The organism is Pseudomonas sp. ANT_H4 (assembly GCF_008369295.1).
Classification (GTDB): domain Bacteria; phylum Pseudomonadota; class Gammaproteobacteria; order Pseudomonadales; family Pseudomonadaceae; genus Aquipseudomonas.
Genome location: NZ_VOBG01000038.1, coordinates 24,223 through 40,273, shown reverse-complemented (window position 1 = coordinate 40,273; position 16,051 = coordinate 24,223). Strand labels below are relative to the sequence as shown.

The 16,051-nt window shown below is 57.5% G+C and carries 18 protein-coding genes and 2 pseudogenes; 8 read left to right on the top strand and 12 right to left on the bottom strand.

Annotation, left to right across the window (positions count from 1 at the left end):
* Positions 1-126: 126 nt before the first annotated feature.
* Positions 127-366, bottom strand: a pseudogene (locus tag FQ182_RS27825) (site-specific integrase); the annotation flags it as partial.
* 462 nt (positions 367-828) lie between these two features.
* Between FQ182_RS27825 and FQ182_RS27815 the strand changes: the two are divergent.
* The 3 genes from FQ182_RS27815 (at position 829) to FQ182_RS27805 (ending at position 2,580) form a co-directional block, all read left to right on the top strand.
* Positions 829-1,104 (top strand): metal/formaldehyde-sensitive transcriptional repressor, encoded by a 276-nt coding sequence (locus FQ182_RS27815; protein WP_149414794.1) that lies wholly within the window; start codon positions 829-831, stop codon positions 1,102-1,104.
* A 19-nt stretch (positions 1,105-1,123) separates the two neighbouring features.
* Positions 1,124-2,044, top strand: coding sequence for a CDF family Co(II)/Ni(II) efflux transporter DmeF (gene dmeF / locus FQ182_RS27810; RefSeq protein WP_149414793.1), 921 nt, complete (start codon positions 1,124-1,126; stop codon positions 2,042-2,044).
* A 134-nt stretch (positions 2,045-2,178) separates the two neighbouring features.
* Positions 2,179-2,580: a hypothetical protein gene (locus tag FQ182_RS27805; protein WP_149414792.1), complete on the top strand. Its 402-nt coding sequence runs from the start codon at positions 2,179-2,181 to the stop codon at positions 2,578-2,580.
* Between the two features lie 708 nt (positions 2,581-3,288).
* Here the strand turns inward: FQ182_RS27805 and FQ182_RS27795 are convergent.
* From FQ182_RS27795 to FQ182_RS27765, 7 genes are all read right to left on the bottom strand, one after another.
* Entirely contained in the window at positions 3,289-4,644 is a 1,356-nt protein-coding gene (locus tag FQ182_RS27795) for an ATP-binding protein (RefSeq protein ID WP_149414791.1), read from the bottom strand.
* Positions 4,620-5,285, bottom strand: a complete 666-nt coding sequence (locus FQ182_RS27790; RefSeq protein ID WP_149414790.1) for a response regulator transcription factor — start codon at positions 5,283-5,285, stop codon at positions 4,620-4,622. Before FQ182_RS27790 ends, FQ182_RS27795 begins: the two co-directional genes overlap by 25 nt.
* Before the next feature lie 93 nt (positions 5,286-5,378).
* A complete protein-coding gene (locus tag FQ182_RS27785; RefSeq protein WP_149414789.1) occupies positions 5,379-5,810 on the bottom strand; it encodes a hypothetical protein in 432 nt (143 codons plus the stop codon).
* A gap of 29 nt (positions 5,811-5,839) precedes the next feature.
* Positions 5,840-6,604, bottom strand: coding sequence for a hypothetical protein (locus FQ182_RS27780; protein ID WP_149414788.1), 765 nt, complete (start codon positions 6,602-6,604; stop codon positions 5,840-5,842).
* A gap of 149 nt (positions 6,605-6,753) precedes the next feature.
* Positions 6,754-7,800 carry an ABC transporter ATP-binding protein gene (locus FQ182_RS27775; RefSeq protein WP_149414787.1) on the bottom strand — a complete coding sequence of 349 codons (1,047 nt, stop codon included), beginning with the start codon at positions 7,798-7,800 and terminating at the stop codon, positions 6,754-6,756.
* Complete coding sequence (locus tag FQ182_RS27770) at positions 7,797-9,398, bottom strand: ABC transporter permease (RefSeq protein WP_371923919.1); 1,602 nt, start codon at positions 9,396-9,398, stop codon at positions 7,797-7,799. The genes FQ182_RS27775 and FQ182_RS27770 overlap by 4 nt, the downstream gene beginning before the upstream one ends.
* Position 9,399: 1 nt before the next feature.
* Positions 9,400-10,416, bottom strand: coding sequence for an iron ABC transporter substrate-binding protein (locus FQ182_RS27765; protein ID WP_149414786.1), 1,017 nt, complete (start codon positions 10,414-10,416; stop codon positions 9,400-9,402).
* A 375-nt stretch (positions 10,417-10,791) separates the two neighbouring features.
* Here FQ182_RS27765 and FQ182_RS27760 point away from each other — a divergent pair, with 375 nt between their 5' ends.
* The 3 genes from FQ182_RS27760 to pcp are packed head-to-tail and all read left to right on the top strand — an operon-like array spanning position 10,792 to position 13,119.
* The gene (locus tag FQ182_RS27760) at positions 10,792-11,517 is read left to right on the top strand and encodes a DUF969 domain-containing protein (RefSeq protein WP_149414785.1); all 726 of its coding nucleotides are present in this window, start codon (positions 10,792-10,794) and stop codon (positions 11,515-11,517) included.
* Positions 11,514-12,464 carry a DUF979 domain-containing protein gene (locus FQ182_RS27755; protein WP_149414784.1) on the top strand — a complete coding sequence of 317 codons (951 nt, stop codon included), beginning with the start codon at positions 11,514-11,516 and terminating at the stop codon, positions 12,462-12,464. The genes FQ182_RS27760 and FQ182_RS27755 overlap by 4 nt, the downstream gene beginning before the upstream one ends.
* 7 nt (positions 12,465-12,471) lie before the next feature.
* On the top strand, positions 12,472-13,119 hold the full coding sequence (gene pcp / locus FQ182_RS27750; RefSeq protein ID WP_149414797.1) for a pyroglutamyl-peptidase I: 648 nt from the start codon (positions 12,472-12,474) through the stop codon (positions 13,117-13,119).
* A 117-nt stretch (positions 13,120-13,236) separates the two neighbouring features.
* Here the strand turns inward: pcp and FQ182_RS27745 are convergent.
* Positions 13,237-13,358 (bottom strand): annotated as a pseudogene (locus FQ182_RS27745) (response regulator); the annotation flags it as partial.
* 47 nt (positions 13,359-13,405) lie between these two features.
* Positions 13,406-13,678 carry a DUF2790 domain-containing protein gene (locus FQ182_RS27740; protein ID WP_149414783.1) on the bottom strand — a complete coding sequence of 91 codons (273 nt, stop codon included), beginning with the start codon at positions 13,676-13,678 and terminating at the stop codon, positions 13,406-13,408.
* Between the two features lie 243 nt (positions 13,679-13,921).
* On the opposite strand from FQ182_RS27740, the gene FQ182_RS27735 reads away from it, so the two are divergent.
* Positions 13,922-14,599, top strand: coding sequence for an HAD-IA family hydrolase (locus tag FQ182_RS27735; RefSeq protein ID WP_149414782.1), 678 nt, complete (start codon positions 13,922-13,924; stop codon positions 14,597-14,599).
* Between the two features lie 20 nt (positions 14,600-14,619).
* Here FQ182_RS27735 and FQ182_RS27730 read toward each other — a convergent pair whose 3' ends face one another.
* The gene (locus FQ182_RS27730; RefSeq protein WP_149414781.1) at positions 14,620-14,934 is read right to left on the bottom strand and encodes a hypothetical protein; all 315 of its coding nucleotides are present in this window, start codon (positions 14,932-14,934) and stop codon (positions 14,620-14,622) included.
* Positions 14,935-15,057: 123 nt separating this feature from the next.
* Positions 15,058-15,321, bottom strand: a complete 264-nt coding sequence (locus FQ182_RS27725) for a hypothetical protein (RefSeq protein ID WP_149414780.1) — start codon at positions 15,319-15,321, stop codon at positions 15,058-15,060.
* 171 nt (positions 15,322-15,492) lie between these two features.
* On the opposite strand from FQ182_RS27725, the gene FQ182_RS27720 reads away from it, so the two are divergent.
* Complete coding sequence (locus FQ182_RS27720) at positions 15,493-15,951, top strand: DUF2214 family protein (protein ID WP_149414779.1); 459 nt, start codon at positions 15,493-15,495, stop codon at positions 15,949-15,951.
* Positions 15,952-16,051: the final 100 nt, after the last annotated feature.

The window sequence follows — 16,051 nt, the reverse complement described above, 5'->3', positions numbered from 1 at the left end:
CGGCGCCGCCGCTCCTGACCCAAAAGCTCACCACTCTTATCGTTGCTATTAGTCATAAACATAACCGTTTGCCTATCCCTTATCGTAAGGGGGAAACGGTGTCCTGTCTTTCATGGGGCTCGTTCACTGGTCAACAATCTTGATTGCATGGTCATAGCTACCCTTGCCCTTGAGCATGGTTTCGCAATAGGTCATGCCAAGCGTGTAAAGGGTGTGCGTCTGATGCGTCTTGGTGACAGCCTCTAACTGGTCAGCCCATGCCTGAGCCAATGCCTGAGTAGGGAATGTTTTGGATTGCGGGGGACTTCCTCTCAACCGAACCTGAGCGTTCCAGTTGCCAGAGGGAAGGGAGCGAATGTTAGCCATGGTTGACGCCTCATAATGTGAATGGGCGTTTCCTTAGAGCTATAGGCTGCGTGGCCTAGCGCTTAGCAGGGTGGCTCTTGACATGGTGGGGGTCGTTGGTTCGAGTCCAATCGCGCCTACCAAACAAAATCCGCTCTGCTGGGCGGTCTAGAAGGGCTCACCGAAAGGTGGGCCCTTTTTTGTTGTTTTCGATTTTCAAAATTTCCACTCAAAACGCCAACTTCCACGCACTCGATCTGCTTCGCGTAGTGACCGTCCTGGTAGTGCCTGGTCATCTTCTCATGCGCGCCTGGATGTGTGCCTGGGGGGGCTGCTGCTCGTAAAGTCATGCACCTAAAGCGCGGATTGAATCGCCCCTCACCTTCAGTAAGCCCTGGGCTGCCTTTCCCAGAGGGTGGCCACATATCCTTGCATAGCTGGGTGGGGTATGACATTCTTCTGCATAGGTAGGGGGGGTATAGTATGGCTCACACAGCTTCAAACAAAGACGATCTTCTTAAGCGTGTAAAGCGCATTGCTGGGCAAATCCAGGCAGTCGAAAGGGCTTTGGAGTCAGATCATGACTGTGCCAAAACGCTGCATTTGGTCGCCGCTACACGCGGAGCCATTAATGGGTTGATGGACGAAATCATCGAAGATCACGCTAGGGAGCACGTCGCTAACCCAGCGCTCAGCGATGAGGAGCGTAACAAGGGTGTGGAAGAGCTTCTTGAAGCTATCCGGCGCTATTCCAAGTGACGACGCGGGCTTGAACTGAATGAACAGCGACATCAGTTACACACACGAACACGTATTCCTCGGATCGGCACACGATGAAAATGCGAAACGCACCCTCTGGGTGGTAATGCTTACCGTCGTCATGATGGTCGGGGAAATTGCTGCCGGCTACATCACCGGTTCCATGGCCCTACTTGCCGATGGATTCCATATGGCGACCCACGCTGGCGCCTTGGGCATCGCCGCTGCGGCTTACGCGTATGCCAAGCGCAATGCGTCCAGCGCCCGTTACAGTTTTGGTACCGGTAAGGTTGGAGATTTGGGCGGTTTTGCGTCGGCCTTAATTCTCGGATTGGTTGCCCTGGGAATCGGCGTAGAGTCGGTGATTCGCCTGCTCCAGCCTACAGAAGTTCAATTCGGTACAGCCACGCTCATTGCCATCGTTGGCCTGATAGTCAATATCGTGAGCGCGCTGTTGCTCGGTCACGGTCATAACCATGACCACGAACACAGTCATAACCAAAATCGTCATGGCAACGATAACAATCTCCGGTCGGCATACGTTCATGTGATCGCAGATGCCCTGACGTCCGTTCTTGCCATTGCAGCCCTGCTCGCCGGGCGATATCTCGGCTGGGTCTGGCTGGATCCAGCGATGGGAATCGTCGGCGCTATTGTTATCGCACGGTGGGCGTGGAGCTTGATGAAGGCGACTGCTGGCGTCCTACTGGATCAAACTGACGACCATGTTGCGGAGGAAATTCGCGAACTGGTTGAACAGCCTGGCGATGCGACCATTACAGACTTACACGTCTGGCGGGTCGGGCCAGAAGCCCATGCGGCAATTGTAAGTGTTCTAGGTAAGTCCACTACGAATGCGGATAACATTCGTGAACGCTTAAAGCCTGTCCACGAAGTGAGCCACCTCACCGTTGAGTTTCGTGCCGTCTCTCCAGCATAGTATTCCATGAGGAGGCCAAGTGGCCCCTTCGTTGGCTCTTTGATCAATCTCCCTGACCTTGGCTCAAAACGCATCCGTAGACGTGCAGGCAAGTCAGTGCTTGTTCCACTCTGTATTTTCCTCCGGAGCCTGCCATGCCATTAAACAAGCGCGACCACGCTCGCATCGAGCGCCGTCTGATTGCGACTCTTACAGAAGCCTGCGAAATAGCTAAAGCTGAAATCAGTGGATTTGATTGGCTGACTCATAAGGTTGACTACCAAGCGTTTTCACAAAGTCTGCGAGTGATCTGGGTATTTGATACCCGGACAAACAAGGAGCAGGCACTTTCAGCTGGACGGGACGCGCGAATGCGTGAGTTGACCGCCATGGCGTTGAGCGAAGCGGATGTTGAAGTGAGCCAATTAGAACGCTGCGTGCGCTTCGACTCAGAAGAAGAGTGCCAGATAAATCATGCTGGAGATTGGCGTAGGCGCCTGGCACAACTGTGTGCGGTGCGGGGTAAAGTGCTGGCTAAAGATATTGAGAATCCCTGAGTATCTCGACGTGTCAGCTTAGTGGTGACTTTTGCGTGAGCTGCCAGGGCACGGTGATGGTCAGCATCAACGATCACCTAGATATCCGGCGGGTGTTCGAAGGATTTCGCCTGGACACGATGGATATTTGCTACAGCACCGCGAACCCAAGGAAAGGGACAGTCGCTGTGAGAGGCGAACTGGCAGTTATGAACAGGTAGTCTGCCGGGATGCCCAAGCGTATGTGAGGGCCATTACCTTTAAATAGTGAATGCAGAAAAACCTCTACAGATTTATCTCTTTTTAGGTGATAAAAGTGACTAAATCAAATTGGACTTGGGTGATGGGGCTGCAATGGACTGTGATTACAGTTTTTCTGATGATTTGCTGGGCGCTACTCATAGCCCTACTCATAAAAAAGCTATGGGCCTGAAACGTAAAGCCTCGGAGGTTCGCGACTCCAGGGCTTCTATTTTGCCCCCATCCCTTAATGGCTGGCGAACGTGGCTGGGAGATTACCAGCGGCGTTTGGATATTTCACTACGACTATAGGTGATTGTGTTCGGTCAGTGTAGAGACTGGTTTCAGACCCACTAATTATTTCCGGAGCTGAACTTGAAGAGTGAGTTTATAGCTGTGGTGACTTTTGAAGTGGTAAGACTGGAGCTGCCACATCTAGATGTGAAGTTGGTAAGGTCAAAAGAAGTGCTGATTGTTACTTAAAGGGCCTCATGCTCGATCTGCTTTTAGTGAGACTGTGACGCACAAGCCGCGTTTCTGCACCGGATCTGTAAACGTCAACTGCATGCGTGCCGCAGTTCGATCGGTGATTGCCTTGACGATTGACAGCCCAAGCCCGGAACCGGCTTCGTCGGTTCCCAGGCTGCGATAGAACGGATCAAATACCCGTTCTTGTTCCTCTATTGCGATTCCAGGGCCTGAATCCTTGACTTGCAGCTGGACGGTGCCTGGCGACCGCTCAACCGACAGGTCAATTCGCCCGCCCTGAGGGGTATAGCGAATAGCGTTATCAACCAGATTTTTGACCAAGGTGAACAGATCCATTTCGTTGAAAGTAACCTGCACGTCTTCGGCGCTTTCGACACCGATATCGATCTGTTTGCGCTCGGCCAGCGGCAATAGATCTTCCAACACCTGTCGATAAACTCCATGCACTGAAACCGCTGTTTGTACCCGGACCGATGCCGATTGTGCGGCAGCCAAGGTAAGCAACTGATCGATCAGTTTTCTGCCGCGCTCGATGCCCCGCGACAGTGGCAATAATCGCTCCCTGGTCACCTCCGACATGTCTGTGGCCGCCAGTCCTTCGGCTTGCAGGGACAGTGCTGTCATGGGCGAGCGAAGTTCATGGGCGGCATCAGCGACAAACCGACGCTGGCTGTCCATGGACTGTGCGACGCGCGCCAGCAAGCGATTGATGGCCACGACGAACGGGCGGACTTCAGTGGGCAGATGCTGCTCATCAACCGGATGCAGTTCCTGCTCGGCACGTTGGTCGATTTCCGTGGCGAGCATTGCAATTGGACGAAACAGCTTGCGCACCAGGTCGCTGACCACCAACAACAGGACCGGGAACAAAATCAGGAAGGGCAGCAAGCTGCGCCAGGCGCTTTCCCGGGCGTCCTTGTCGCGGGCACCTGACTCCTGGGCAACAGCAATGCGTTCGCCGTGAGCGGTCGTTCTGACCAGTACGCGAAAAGCTTCGCCAGCGACCTCAACCGTGGACAGACCATCGGCCAAGGTCGTGGGAAATGGCAATGGCATGACCTCATCGGTGTTTCCGGAGGCGTGTTTACCGTCGTCCAGGTACTGAATGATGACTCGGGATTCTTCATCATCGCCCTCTATTGCTTTGCCCTGCGGGTATTGCAGGGTCATATGCTGACGATCAAACAGCATGGCCACTTGGCGCAAGGTATCGTCTTGCTGTTCGTGGGCTTCTTCAAAGGCTGAAACGAATGCAAAAATGCTGGCAACGATTGCGACCAGCAGAATCGCCAGCGACAGCACCACGGAAAGTCGCAGTTGCACTGACTCACTCAAACGTTTTTTGAAACCATCCATCCCATGCCCCTGACGTTCTTGATGACGTGACTTCCCAACTTGCGCCGCAAGGCGTGAATCAAGAACTCGATGGCGTTGCTTTCTACCTCGTTGCCCCAGCCATAGAGGCGATCTTCGAGCTCGCTGCGCGAGAGAATCGCACCTGGGCGGATCAACAGTGCTTGCAGCAGCGCAAATTCGCGGCTGGAAAGCGCGATGCCGCTGTGTTCCTCGGTGCTGGCCTCCTTGGAAAGCAGGTCCAGCGACACCACGCCGTTGCCGAGTAAGGGCAGGGCGCTGCCGCCTTTGCGCCGCAGCACCGCACGCATACGCGCGAGCAATTCAGCCATGTCGAAGGGTTTGAGCAGGTAGTCGTCAGCGCCGCCGTCGAGGCCGCGCAACCGATCATCGAGGCTGTCGCGGGCGGTAATGATGAGCAAGGGAACAGGGTTGCCGCCGGCGCGAATGCTGGTCAGTATTTCCAGGCCATCCTTACCGGGCAGGCCCAGGTCCAACAGCACCAGGTCGTAGTGCTGCGTGTCCAGTGCGGCCAGGCCCGTGAGGCCATTCTTGACCCAGTCGGCGGCGTAACTCGCATCGCTGAGCGCGCGCTGGATCGCATCGCCAATCATCGGATCGTCTTCGACCAGCAGTATCCGCATGTCCCTCTCCGGAAAAATAAGGCGCGATGGGGATGACCGTTGCGCCTGTATTGAAGCACCTGTGCAGGCATTTGTCCGCAGCCCAATCCCGTGTCAGCCCTTCATCGAGTCAAAGGCCTTCAGCAAATCATCCATCGCGGCCTTGCAGTCACCCAGGTTCGGGCTGTCGATACGCAACGCAGAGAGTGCCCGGTCAATGGCCTTGTCCAAGACATGCCAGTCGCTGGCGGCCCGAGGCTTGATGCCGGCCTCGGCGGAGTCCCAGGTTGTCTCCAGATCCTTGATCCGGGTTTTCGCACCGGGCAGGTCGTTTTTGGCGACGAGGGCGGCAACGTCAGCGGCTATGGTACGGAACTCGGATAGGTCACCCAGTTTCGAGTCCGCTTGACTCTGGCTGCTCGCCGAGCTCAACGTGACATTTTCTTTGGGTTTATCGGCGGGTTTCGAGCAGCCGGCGGCAATGCTCAGCAAAAAGATCGACGAGACGATGGCGACGTGACGAATAAGATTTTGAACGTGGCGCATGTTGATTTCCTTGATTGGCTTTTGAAGGTTTATTGGGTGATGGTTTTGCGATTACCGACGCTGATTTGCGCGACGGCAACCAACAGAACAATGACGCAGAGGAAGAGGGCGCTGGTCCAACTGGAACCCATGCCCAAGCCACCATAGGTCTTGGCCTGGGTCAGCAAGTCACCGAGGGAGGCACCGAATGGCCGGGTCAGGATGTAGGCGATCCAGAAGGTCAGCACCACATTGGCACCCAGGCGCCAGGCCAGCAGGGTGACGGCGATCATTACGGCGAAGATCACGGCACCCAGCGTAAAGCCTAAGCCCAGTGCTTCAGTCGCCAGGTCGCCGGCAGCCGTACCAAGGGCAAAGGTGCAGAGCACCGTCGCCCAATAGAACAACTCTCGCCGAGGAGTGACAATGTCGCGGATCGACAGGCTGTGCTCCATCCGGTACCAGATCAGGAAGTTGCTCGCCAGCAGCACCGAGAAAATTGCCGTGCTGGTGTACAGGCTGACGTCCAGCTTATCGGTGAGGATATCGGTGATCTGGGTGCCGACGACGCTCACCAGCACCACGGTCAGCCAGTAGATCCAGGGAGTGTAGGCTTTGGTACGCATCTGGCAGAACAGCGCGACCGCGAGCAAGGCGGCCATGCCGATGCTGGTCCAGCCCGCGCCGAAACCTGCATCGACGGCAAGATAGTCTGCGCCGGTTTCGCCCACGGTCGTGGACAGGATCTTGATCACCCAGAATGACAGCGTCACCTCGGGAACTTTGTTCAGCCAGCGGGCTGCTGTGGCATTCATCTGGGTTACCTTTCCTTAACCGCGCTATCGTTGGCGCAGGGGAGAAGGTAAGGCACGAAACTTAGCTGGGGCTGAGGGATGATCATCATTGATCCATTCCAGGCGCTTGAATCCGCCAATGATCATAAATCTTGCGGTGACTGGAGCGATCACTCAATCAGTACATGGGCTGTTCCCATAGTAGTGAGACAAACCACGCTACCGGCCCGTGGAGCCTGCAGGCCGGAACTGCGCACCAATATTGCTCGGCCGGGCCCGAGCTTGCTGGGTTGCAACTCCACGGTCAGGGTGCAGGTGTTGCCGCCGAAATCCCGATCGGTCACCACCCCGCGACACCCCGAATCAGCTGTCGTGCTGACTTGCAACTGCTCGGGCCGCAGCATGATCTGCGCCGTGTCGCGGTTCACCTTGCTGTTGACCGCGATACGCCCCAAATCGCAATGGGCCCAGCCGGCTTCGATCCTCGCGGGCATGACTACGGCATCGCCGAGGAACAGGGCGGTCTGCTCGTCGTTGGGAAACTGATACAGATCCATGGGGTGGCCGGATTGCACCAGGCGCCCTTGGCGCATCACGGCCAACTGATTGGCGAAAGACAGGGCTTCGCTCTGGTCATGGGTCACCAGAATGGTGGTGACGCCTGCGTCCTCCAGCAGCCGTGCGACCATTTTGCGCATCGACACGCGCAAGCCGGTGTCCAGCGCTGAAAACGGCTCATCCAGCAGCATCAGCCTTGGCTGTTGCGCCAGCGCCCGGGCCAGCGCCACACGCTGTTGCTGCCCACCGGACAGTTCATGGGGCCAACGCTTGGCCATGTGGGCATCGAGGGCCACGCGGTCCATCAGTTCCGCGATGCGCTGCTGCCTGGCATCGCCCTTGACGGTTAGGCCGAAGCCGATGTTGGCGGCCACTGTCATGTGGGGGAACAAGGCGCCGTCTTGTGGGACGTAACCGATCTTCCGCTGATGGGCCGGTACTGCATGACTGTCATCCACCAGCCGTTGGCCGTTGAGCGTGAGGCTGCCGGAGTCGGGGAATTCGAACCCGGCAATCATCCGCAACAAAGTGGTTTTACCCGAACCTGAAGGCCCGACGATGACTGTTCGACTGCCGGTGGGTACCGACAGGTTGATGTTTTCCAAGGCGCGTTGAGTGCCAAAGGATTTGCAGATCGAGGTGAGTTCGAGGGAGTTCATCGGCCAGCCGTACGTTTGGATTGGTGATAAAGAAGGCCGGTCAGCGGCAGCGACAGCAGGATCATCAGTAGCGCATAAGGGGCTGCTGCCGCGTAGTCAATTTCGCTGGTCATGGCCCAGAAGCCGGTAGCCAGGGTGCGGGTGCCGTTGGGGGCCAACAGCAGGGTGGCGGTCAGCTCATTGGTGATTGCCAGGAACACCAAAGCGCTACCTGCGGCCGCAGCCGGCGCGGCTAGACGCATGGTGATCAGCCACAGGGCCCGGCCGGGAGAACGGCCGAGGCTGCGGGCGATGTTTTCCAGTTCCACCGGTGCCTGGGCGATGCCAGCGCGCAAACTCACCAGCGCCCGGGGCAAGAACATCAGCAGGTAGGCGAGCAGCACGGTGATCGTGGTCTGGTAGATCGGCCGGGCGAAGTGGATGGTCATGGTCACCAAGGCCAGGGCCACGACGATGCCGGGCAGCGAACTGGTGATGTAGTTGCAGCTTTCCAGCACCCGTTGCAAGCGACCTGGTGCACGAATCGACAGCCAGGCAATCGGCACCGCCGCGCAGGTGGTCAGTACCGCGCCAGCAATCCCCAGCAGCAGGGTTTGCTCCAGCGCGGGCAGCAAATCCCCCGGTTGCCAGACCTCACGGCCACCGGCAATCAGCCATTTGCCCAAGGTGATCAGCGGCACGCCCAAGGCCACCAGGCAGGTGACGATCTGCAGGCTCAGGGCGAGGGCGGTGGTTCCCGCATTCAGCCGCACGACACGCTGCTCCCGGGCACTACCCGAGCCTACGCGAGCATAACGGGCATTGCCTCGGGCTGCCGATTCGGCGGTGAGCATCGCCAGGCAACACAGCGCCAGCACTGCCGCCAGCATGTTCGCCGCCGGGCCATTGAAGGTGGATTTGAACTGATCGAAGATCGCCGTGGTGAAGGTGTCAAAGCGGATCATTGCGTACAGGCCGTATTCGGCCAGTAGGTGCAGGCCCACCAGTAGCGCGCCGCCGCAGATGGCCATGCGCAGTTGTGGCAGTATCACCCGGAAAAATACCGCCCAGGGCTTGAGCCCGAGGGATTCGGCCACGTCTTCGATGGCAGGATCAAGCCGGCGCAATGTCGCGGCCACCGGCAAGTAGAGAAAAGGGAAATAGGCGATCACCGACACCAGCACGCCAGCCGGCAAACCGTGAATCGATGGCACCAGGCTGACCCATGCGTAGCTGTGAACGAAGGCCGGCACCGCCAGCGGTGCAACGGCCAGCAATGACCAGGCGCGCCGCCCCGGCAGGTCGGTCCGTTCGGTGAGCCAGGCTAGGGCAATGCCCAACACCACGCACAAGGGCAAGGTGATCACCACCAGCAGCACGGTGTTGATCAACAACTCGAACACTCGCGGCCGAAATACCAGCGCTTCGATCTGTGCCCAGCCGATTTGCCAGGACTCGCCGATGACAAAGGCAATTGGCAGCAGCGCCAGCAGCGAAACCAACACCGATAAACCGGTCACCCACGCGCCACCGCGGCTTTTGAACGGGTCACGGGAGCGTTTTGGCGAACGGGCAGGTATCGCTTGCGCGACACTCGTTTGCAGGGTTTCAGGCAGCAAGTTAGAGCAATCCGGCCTGGATCATGAGTTCGACGGCTTTTTTGCTATCTAGCTTGGAGGCGTCGACCTTCGGCGCATCGAGTTGCGCCAGCGGCACCAGTTTCGGGTTCGACTGGGCGTTCTGGCCCACAGCGTATTCGAACGACTTGCCGGTCTTGAGAATCGCCTGGCCGTCCTTGCCGGTGATCCACTTCAAGAAGGCCTGAGCCTGTTCCTTGTGTTTGCTGGAAGCCAGGACACCACCACCAGAGATGCTGACAAAGGCGCCCGGATCCTGATGCTTGAAGTAGTGCAGGGAGGTGTTCTTACTGTTTTCGCCAGTCTTGGCCTGATCGACGAAGCTGTAGTAGTGATAAATCACGCCGCTGTCGACCTGGCCGGCGTTGACGGCCTTGAGCACAGCGCTGTTGCCACGGTAGAGGGTGGTATTGGCTTTCATCGCCTTGAGCCAGTCGAGGGTGGCGGCTTCGCCCTTGAGTTCGAGCACGGCGGCGACGATGGCCTGGAAGTCGGCGCCGGCCGGGGACGCGGCCCAGCGGCCTTTCCAGCTTGGCGAGGCGAGGTCCAGCAAGGTTTTTGGCAGATCGGCTTCTTTCAGCTTGCCCGGGTTGTAGACAAACACCGTGGAGCGCGCGGCGATGCCCAGCCACTTGCCGTGGGCCGGGCGATAGGCGGCGCCGACTTGTTCCAGAGTGGTCGGCGCCACGGGTACCAACAGCCCCGCGTTGTCCACCAGCACCATGGCCGGGGAGTTTTCGGTCAGAAACACATCCGCCGGAGACGCGGCGCCTTCCTGGACGATCTGGTTGCCCATCTCGGTATCGTCACCATTGCGTAAGGTCACCTTGATCCCGGTTTCCTTGGTAAACCCTTCGACCCAGGATTTGGTCAGACTTTCATGTTGAGCGTTGTAGACCACAATGCCGTCAGTGTCTGTAGTGGCGTAGACGTGTCCGGCACTGAACAGTGTGGTGGCCAGCAGGGCTTTTTTGAGGACCGAAGAGAGAGGGGTAGTCATGCGGTGGAAGTTCCTGTTTTTTGATTTTATGCACGTGAAAGCGACAACGGCTCTTAACCAATACGAATCATTTGCATGTTTAATGCGAGGCGAATGTAGAGCTGGGAATGAGAAAAAAACGTCAAATAAATCGTTAATGAGTGTGATCTGCGCTCATCCCCCCCCACAAACTTTATTGGTTTGCAGCAACAGTTTTTCTTGTTGGACACGTCCGCTGCCAAGCAGCAAAGATGCCCACCACTGACGCTAGACCTTTCAGGTCAATAATAAAAATCCGAGTCGGGCTGTCCGCCATATCCAGAAGCGAATCTGACGTTCTCGTCTTTTTCCTTCCAGCGTTACTGGCGACGCGGCACGCAATCAAGGACTCACGCCATGCAAACAGTTGTGAACCTATGGCCGCTGATCGGCGTACTTGTCATCGTGGTCGGCTTTGTGTTGCGCTTCAATCCGCTGCTGGTAGTGACTGCTGCGGCGATTGCCACCGGGCTTGCTGCTCAATTCCCCCTGGAAAAAATCCTCGCCACCATGGGCGACGGCTTCATGCAAACCCGTGCCTTGCAACTGATTCTGTTGTTGCCGTTGGCGGTAATCGGCTTGCTGGAGCGTCATGGCTTGAGACTGCATGCGCAGAACTGGATCGCCCGGTTTGAGCGGGCTACCGTCGGTCGCCTGCTGATTATCTACCTGTTTGTCCGCGAGTCTACGGCTGCTATGGGGCTGACCAGTCTTGGTGGGCATCCGCAGATGGTGCGTCCGCTCCTGGCGCCAATGGCTGAAGGCGCAGCTGAAAAGCGCTACGGGGAAATCCCGGAAAAGCTTCGCCACAAAGTCTTGGCCATGTGTGCCGCGACCGACAATGTGGGCCTGTTTTTTGGTGAAGATATCTTTGTCGCTTTTGGTGCGATTGCGCTGATGCATACCTTCCTGCTGGGTTCGGGGATTGATGTCGAACCGCTGCATATCGCCGTCTGGGGCATTCCCACCGCTATTTGCGCCTTCATCATTCATGCGATACGCCTGCACCGTTTTGACCGAATGCTGACCCGTGAGTTGTCGCCCGTAGCGCCGGCTGCCACCCAGACGGAGGCGGCACAATGATCATCTCCATTCAATACCTGTACTGGCTGGCCGGGGTTTTGCTGTTGATCACCGCCGGGATGATTCTGGCTGACCGAACGCACCCCAAGCGCTGGTCCAGTTCGTTGTTTTGGCTGCTGTTCGCCATCCCTTTTCTGGTGGGGGAGCGCCTACCCTCGATTGCAATCGGCATCGGTGTCGTGCTGATGGCGGTCATCGCAGGCCTTGGCGGTGTAGGCCGTGGTGCTCATGGCGAGTTGCATGACAAGGACTCTCGTGCCAGTGCCGGTCGGCTGGGTCATAAACTATTTATCCCGGCCCTGGCGATTCCGCTGACTACGGTGATCGGCTCGGTGTTGCTCAAACACACCGAAATCGGTGGCGTACCACTGCTTGACCCGAAAAACACCACCTTTGTTTCCCTGGGTGTGGGCTGTCTGATCGCCTTGGCGCTGGCTTGCTGGCTGACCCGTGACACGCCGGTGCAGGCCTTGCGCGAATCCCGACGCCTGACTGAGGCGCTTGGCTGGGCAATGGTTCTGCCGCAGATGCTGGCGATGCTCGGCCTGCTCTTCAACGAGGCTGGAGTCGGCACCGCCGTGGCCCACGTCGCCACCACCTACATCAACCTGGACTTCAAATTGGTGGCGGTGATGGTCTACGTGCTGGGCATGGCATTGTTTACGGTGATTATGGGTAATGGTTTCGCGGCGTTTCCGGTGATGACCGGCGGGATTGGTGTGCCGGTGCTGGTGGGTGTCTACGGTGGCAACCCGGCGGTGATGGCTGCTATCGGCATGTTCTCCGGCTACTGCGGTACGCTGATGACGCCAATGGCGGCGAACTTCAATATCGTGCCGGCCGCGTTGCTGGAGCTGCCCGACAAAAACGCGGTGATCAAGGCGCAAATGCCGACCGCGCTGATGATGCTGGTGGTCAATATCGTTCTTCTTTACCTGCTGATGTGAGGCAATGATGCAAACACTGCTGCTCACCGGTTTCGAACCCTTCGACCAAGACACCGTCAATCCTTCCTGGGAAGCCGTGCGCCTGCTGGATGGCGTGCAACTGAGCGACGACCTGCGCATTATCGCCCGGCAACTACCTTGTGCCTTCGCCACCGCTGGCGTCAGGTTGAATGAACTGCTGGTCGAGCATCGTCCGCAGATGGTCATCGCCATCGGGCTGGCTTGCGGGCGTAGTGATATTTCCATCGAGCGGGTGGCGATCAACCTCAATGATGCACGGATCCCGGATAATATCGGCCACCAACCTATCGACACTCCTGTGGTGCCCGATGGTCCCGCCGCCTACTTCAGCACTTTACCTATCAAGGCTATGGTGAAAGCGCTACGGGACGGAGGGATTCGCGCTTCGGTTTCGCAAACGGCCGGCACCTTTGTGTGTAATCAGGTGTTCTACAGCCTGCAACACGCACTTGCTGGATCGTCAGTGCGCAGTGGTTTCATTCACGTGCCCCTCCTGCCAGAACAAGCCTTGCGTGCGATATCAGGGCAGCCTTCGATGGCTTTGGCAACGTTGGTTGAAGGATTGCAGATTGCTGCGCTGACGGCATGGAACACACAGGTGGACGTAGCAGAAACGGGAGGGCAGGTCAGTTGACATCATTGGGCCTCATGCCTGCCGTCCCGGGAAAAACAGCTCAAAACATGTCACCCCGTCTTCACTGCTGACGCTGTACCGACCGTTATGCAGTTGCATGATCGTCGCGACGATGGACAGTCCCAGGCCATTGATGCGGTCGGCGATGTCATCGCGGGCGGTGAGGAGCACACCGGAGTGTCGGCCTCTTTGCGCAGGCGGCGCAGGACTTCCCAACCGTCCATTTTCGGCATCATCACAGCCCTGGATCAGTGGGGTTGCGGGGGCGCAAGCAAGTGTAGCCCGATCAATTATCATTGGTGCAGCCAAGGCCATATACCTGATAGTCCAGCACATGTTCCCGACCCTGGTGGTCCAGGTAGTTGAGGCGGGCGGGGATGATTCCACATTGATCCGAGATATCGGTGCTGGACAGCGCCTTGTCGACATCCAGGTGGACGAAGAAGCCGGTCTTGTCATGGATCACGGGAGCGGCTGGCGAAGTGCTGGCAAAGGCTGAACCGGTGCCCAGCATCAACAGGCTGGCGGCGATCAGGCAGAGCTTGCTGATTGGTTTCATGGTGTGGACCCTTTCATTATCAGTAGGAAGTTGTGTCACTGGGTGTGGGTGACTGACGACTTCACTGTATGAAGTGAGGGTGCTGGTAACGCTGACAACTCAATGACAAGTTTGTAATGCAATGGGAGGGCGCTTTCCACGTCCTCGTCCGTTTACAAGCCCTGGGTCGATCCGTAGATTGCAGCAGGCAAGTGGTTCGTCAGGGCCCAAGACCGGGCGACGAGAGCGAGAGGAAGCCGAGCAGTGTCCGCCAAAGGTTCAGCCGTATTTGATAGCCGGTACCGTGCATTTCTGTTTGATATGGACGGGACCATTCTCAACTCCATCGCCGCCGCAGAGCGTGTCTGGGCAGCCTGGGCCAAGCGCCATGGCCTGGATGTGCAGGCGTTCCTGACCACCATTCATGGCGTTCGGGCCATTGACACTATCACCCGGCAGGCCTTGCCTGGAGTGGATGCATGCGCTGAGGCGCGGGGCATTTCCGAGGCCGAGATCGAGGACATCGAGGGCGTGGTGGCAATCCCTGGCGCGGTGGAGTTTTTGAAAACGCTGCCCGGCAATCAATGGGCAGTGGTGACGTCTGCACCCAGGGCATTGGCCCTGCGCCGTTTGCAAGCGGCAGGAATCGTCCCGCCAGCAGTTATGGTGACGGCTGAGGATGTCGCCAGCGGCAAGCCTGATCCGACTTGTTACCTGTTGGGGGCGCAACGGTTGGGCGTGCCAGCCCAGCAATGCCTGGTCTTTGAGGATGCTACGGTTGGTATCCTGGCCGGAGAGGCGGCGGGGGCGGATGTCATGGTGGTTACGTCCGCGCACTTGACTCCCATGACGACAGAGCACGCAACGATTGTTGGTTATGAGCAATGGCTGGCCGATCGTGACGAAGACGGTTTCCTGCGGTTGCTGCCTCAGCAGCACTGAGATGAAAAAGGTCAGACCTTTTACGAGGTCCGGCCTTGGTCGATGCCGGGAGGGCATGCTGGAGGCTGATTATTGGCCAGGGTCTGCAACCGCGTGCCTCGGATGCCCTGACGCGAAATCACCATCTCCTTGAGGATTTCATGAGCCAGCCTGGCAATCGCTTCAGCTCCCCGGTAATGCGCGCGGACGATCCCGGTCACTGCAAAGTGATCGGCATCCGGGCCGCTGAGGATTGCTGACAGGGAGCCGTCGGCATGCAGCGTGCAGACAACGTTGTAACTAGGTAAACGCGCCGTCAGGGCGGCCTCGATTTCGGATTTGCTGAGAGTGTCCATCTGCTTTAGAGCCTTTTACAGACCATGCAGGTCCAAGCATAGATTCTACTGAAGGACTGTAAATGATGGCGATCTAATACTGGGGTTGCTACATTTCTAGAGCGAGTTGAGCGCTGCTCCCCGTTAGGATGAAGTTTTCTCATGGGCGTTACGGGAGGCCCGTCGGCGCAGTTTTCGATGAATGGCGGCTTGAATCGGCTTGAGGCAGAAGAATAATAGATAGCCGCACAGAAACAGCGCCAGATCCGGCCAGCAAGGAGCGTCCGGGTTGCTGGCATCTTCTATTTCGAACCTTGCGCCGTACCCCACAGCCACGAAGGCCAGCCCAATAAGCAGGGCAATAATCCAGGATTTGGAGAAATAAGGCTGCTTGCTGGTTCGCCTCATTAACGTGCTCCTGCGTGCACTGTAAGGTTTTATTACATTTCTATCGGCATTCGGCTGCCGAATTGATCGCAAGTTCCCTTGGCGGGCGTGCGCGATTGCAGCGTTGGGCTAATACTGAGAAACGCTTGTGCAACCGTCCAAAAATGTCTTCAACGATGGGGAACACACATCATGTTGACCCACTGGCTTCTCGCGGCTGTTCATCTGCTGGCTTTCGCCATGGCCTTTGCGGCCGTACTGGCTCGTGGCAAGACTCTGCGCAGCCTGACAAGCACAGACTTATCGCCGGTTCGGCAGGTATTGATTGCGGATAATTTCTGGGGGATCAGTGCGTTGGTGCTGCTCATAACGGGCGGTATGCGCGCCTTTGGTGGCTTTGAGAAAGGCACCGAGTACTACCTTCAACAGCCGTTGTTTTACCTGAAAATGACCTTGTTCATTTTTATTCTGTTGCTGGAAATCGTACCGATGATCCGTTTGATCAAATGGCGGATTGCATTGGCTCGTGGCAACCGCCATGACCTATGCAAGGCCGGACTGTTTGCGCGCATCAGTTATGTTCAAGCGTTATTGATTGTGTTGATGGTCATTGCGGCAAGCGGCATGGCACGGGGCGTCAGCCTGGGTTGACGAAGCCTGGAGCACAGAGGGGGAGTGAGCGCTGCGTTGATCACGGCAAACCGCGAACAGGCCAAGGGGCTTTCGCCAGCCGTTACAGTGAACGAAAGGG

Coding starts and splice junctions, on each gene's coding strand:
- FQ182_RS27815 (WP_149414794.1), top strand. CDS start 829: ATGGCTCACACAGCTTCAAACAAAGACGATCTTCTTAAGCGTGTAAAG.
- dmeF (WP_149414793.1), top strand. CDS start 1,124: ATGAACAGCGACATCAGTTACACACACGAACACGTATTCCTCGGATCG.
- FQ182_RS27805 (WP_149414792.1), top strand. CDS start 2,179: ATGCCATTAAACAAGCGCGACCACGCTCGCATCGAGCGCCGTCTGATT.
- FQ182_RS27795 (WP_149414791.1), bottom strand. CDS start 4,644: ATGGATGGTTTCAAAAAACGTTTGAGTGAGTCAGTGCAACTGCGACTT.
- FQ182_RS27790 (WP_149414790.1), bottom strand. CDS start 5,285: ATGCGGATACTGCTGGTCGAAGACGATCCGATGATTGGCGATGCGATC.
- FQ182_RS27785 (WP_149414789.1), bottom strand. CDS start 5,810: ATGCGCCACGTTCAAAATCTTATTCGTCACGTCGCCATCGTCTCGTCG.
- FQ182_RS27780 (WP_149414788.1), bottom strand. CDS start 6,604: ATGAATGCCACAGCAGCCCGCTGGCTGAACAAAGTTCCCGAGGTGACG.
- FQ182_RS27775 (WP_149414787.1), bottom strand. CDS start 7,800: ATGAACTCCCTCGAACTCACCTCGATCTGCAAATCCTTTGGCACTCAA.
- FQ182_RS27765 (WP_149414786.1), bottom strand. CDS start 10,416: ATGACTACCCCTCTCTCTTCGGTCCTCAAAAAAGCCCTGCTGGCCACC.
- FQ182_RS27760 (WP_149414785.1), top strand. CDS start 10,792: ATGCAAACAGTTGTGAACCTATGGCCGCTGATCGGCGTACTTGTCATC.
- FQ182_RS27755 (WP_149414784.1), top strand. CDS start 11,514: ATGATCATCTCCATTCAATACCTGTACTGGCTGGCCGGGGTTTTGCTG.
- pcp (WP_149414797.1), top strand. CDS start 12,472: ATGCAAACACTGCTGCTCACCGGTTTCGAACCCTTCGACCAAGACACC.
- FQ182_RS27740 (WP_149414783.1), bottom strand. CDS start 13,678: ATGAAACCAATCAGCAAGCTCTGCCTGATCGCCGCCAGCCTGTTGATG.
- FQ182_RS27730 (WP_149414781.1), bottom strand. CDS start 14,934: ATGGACACTCTCAGCAAATCCGAAATCGAGGCCGCCCTGACGGCGCGT.
- FQ182_RS27725 (WP_149414780.1), bottom strand. CDS start 15,321: ATGAGGCGAACCAGCAAGCAGCCTTATTTCTCCAAATCCTGGATTATT.
- FQ182_RS27720 (WP_149414779.1), top strand. CDS start 15,493: ATGTTGACCCACTGGCTTCTCGCGGCTGTTCATCTGCTGGCTTTCGCC.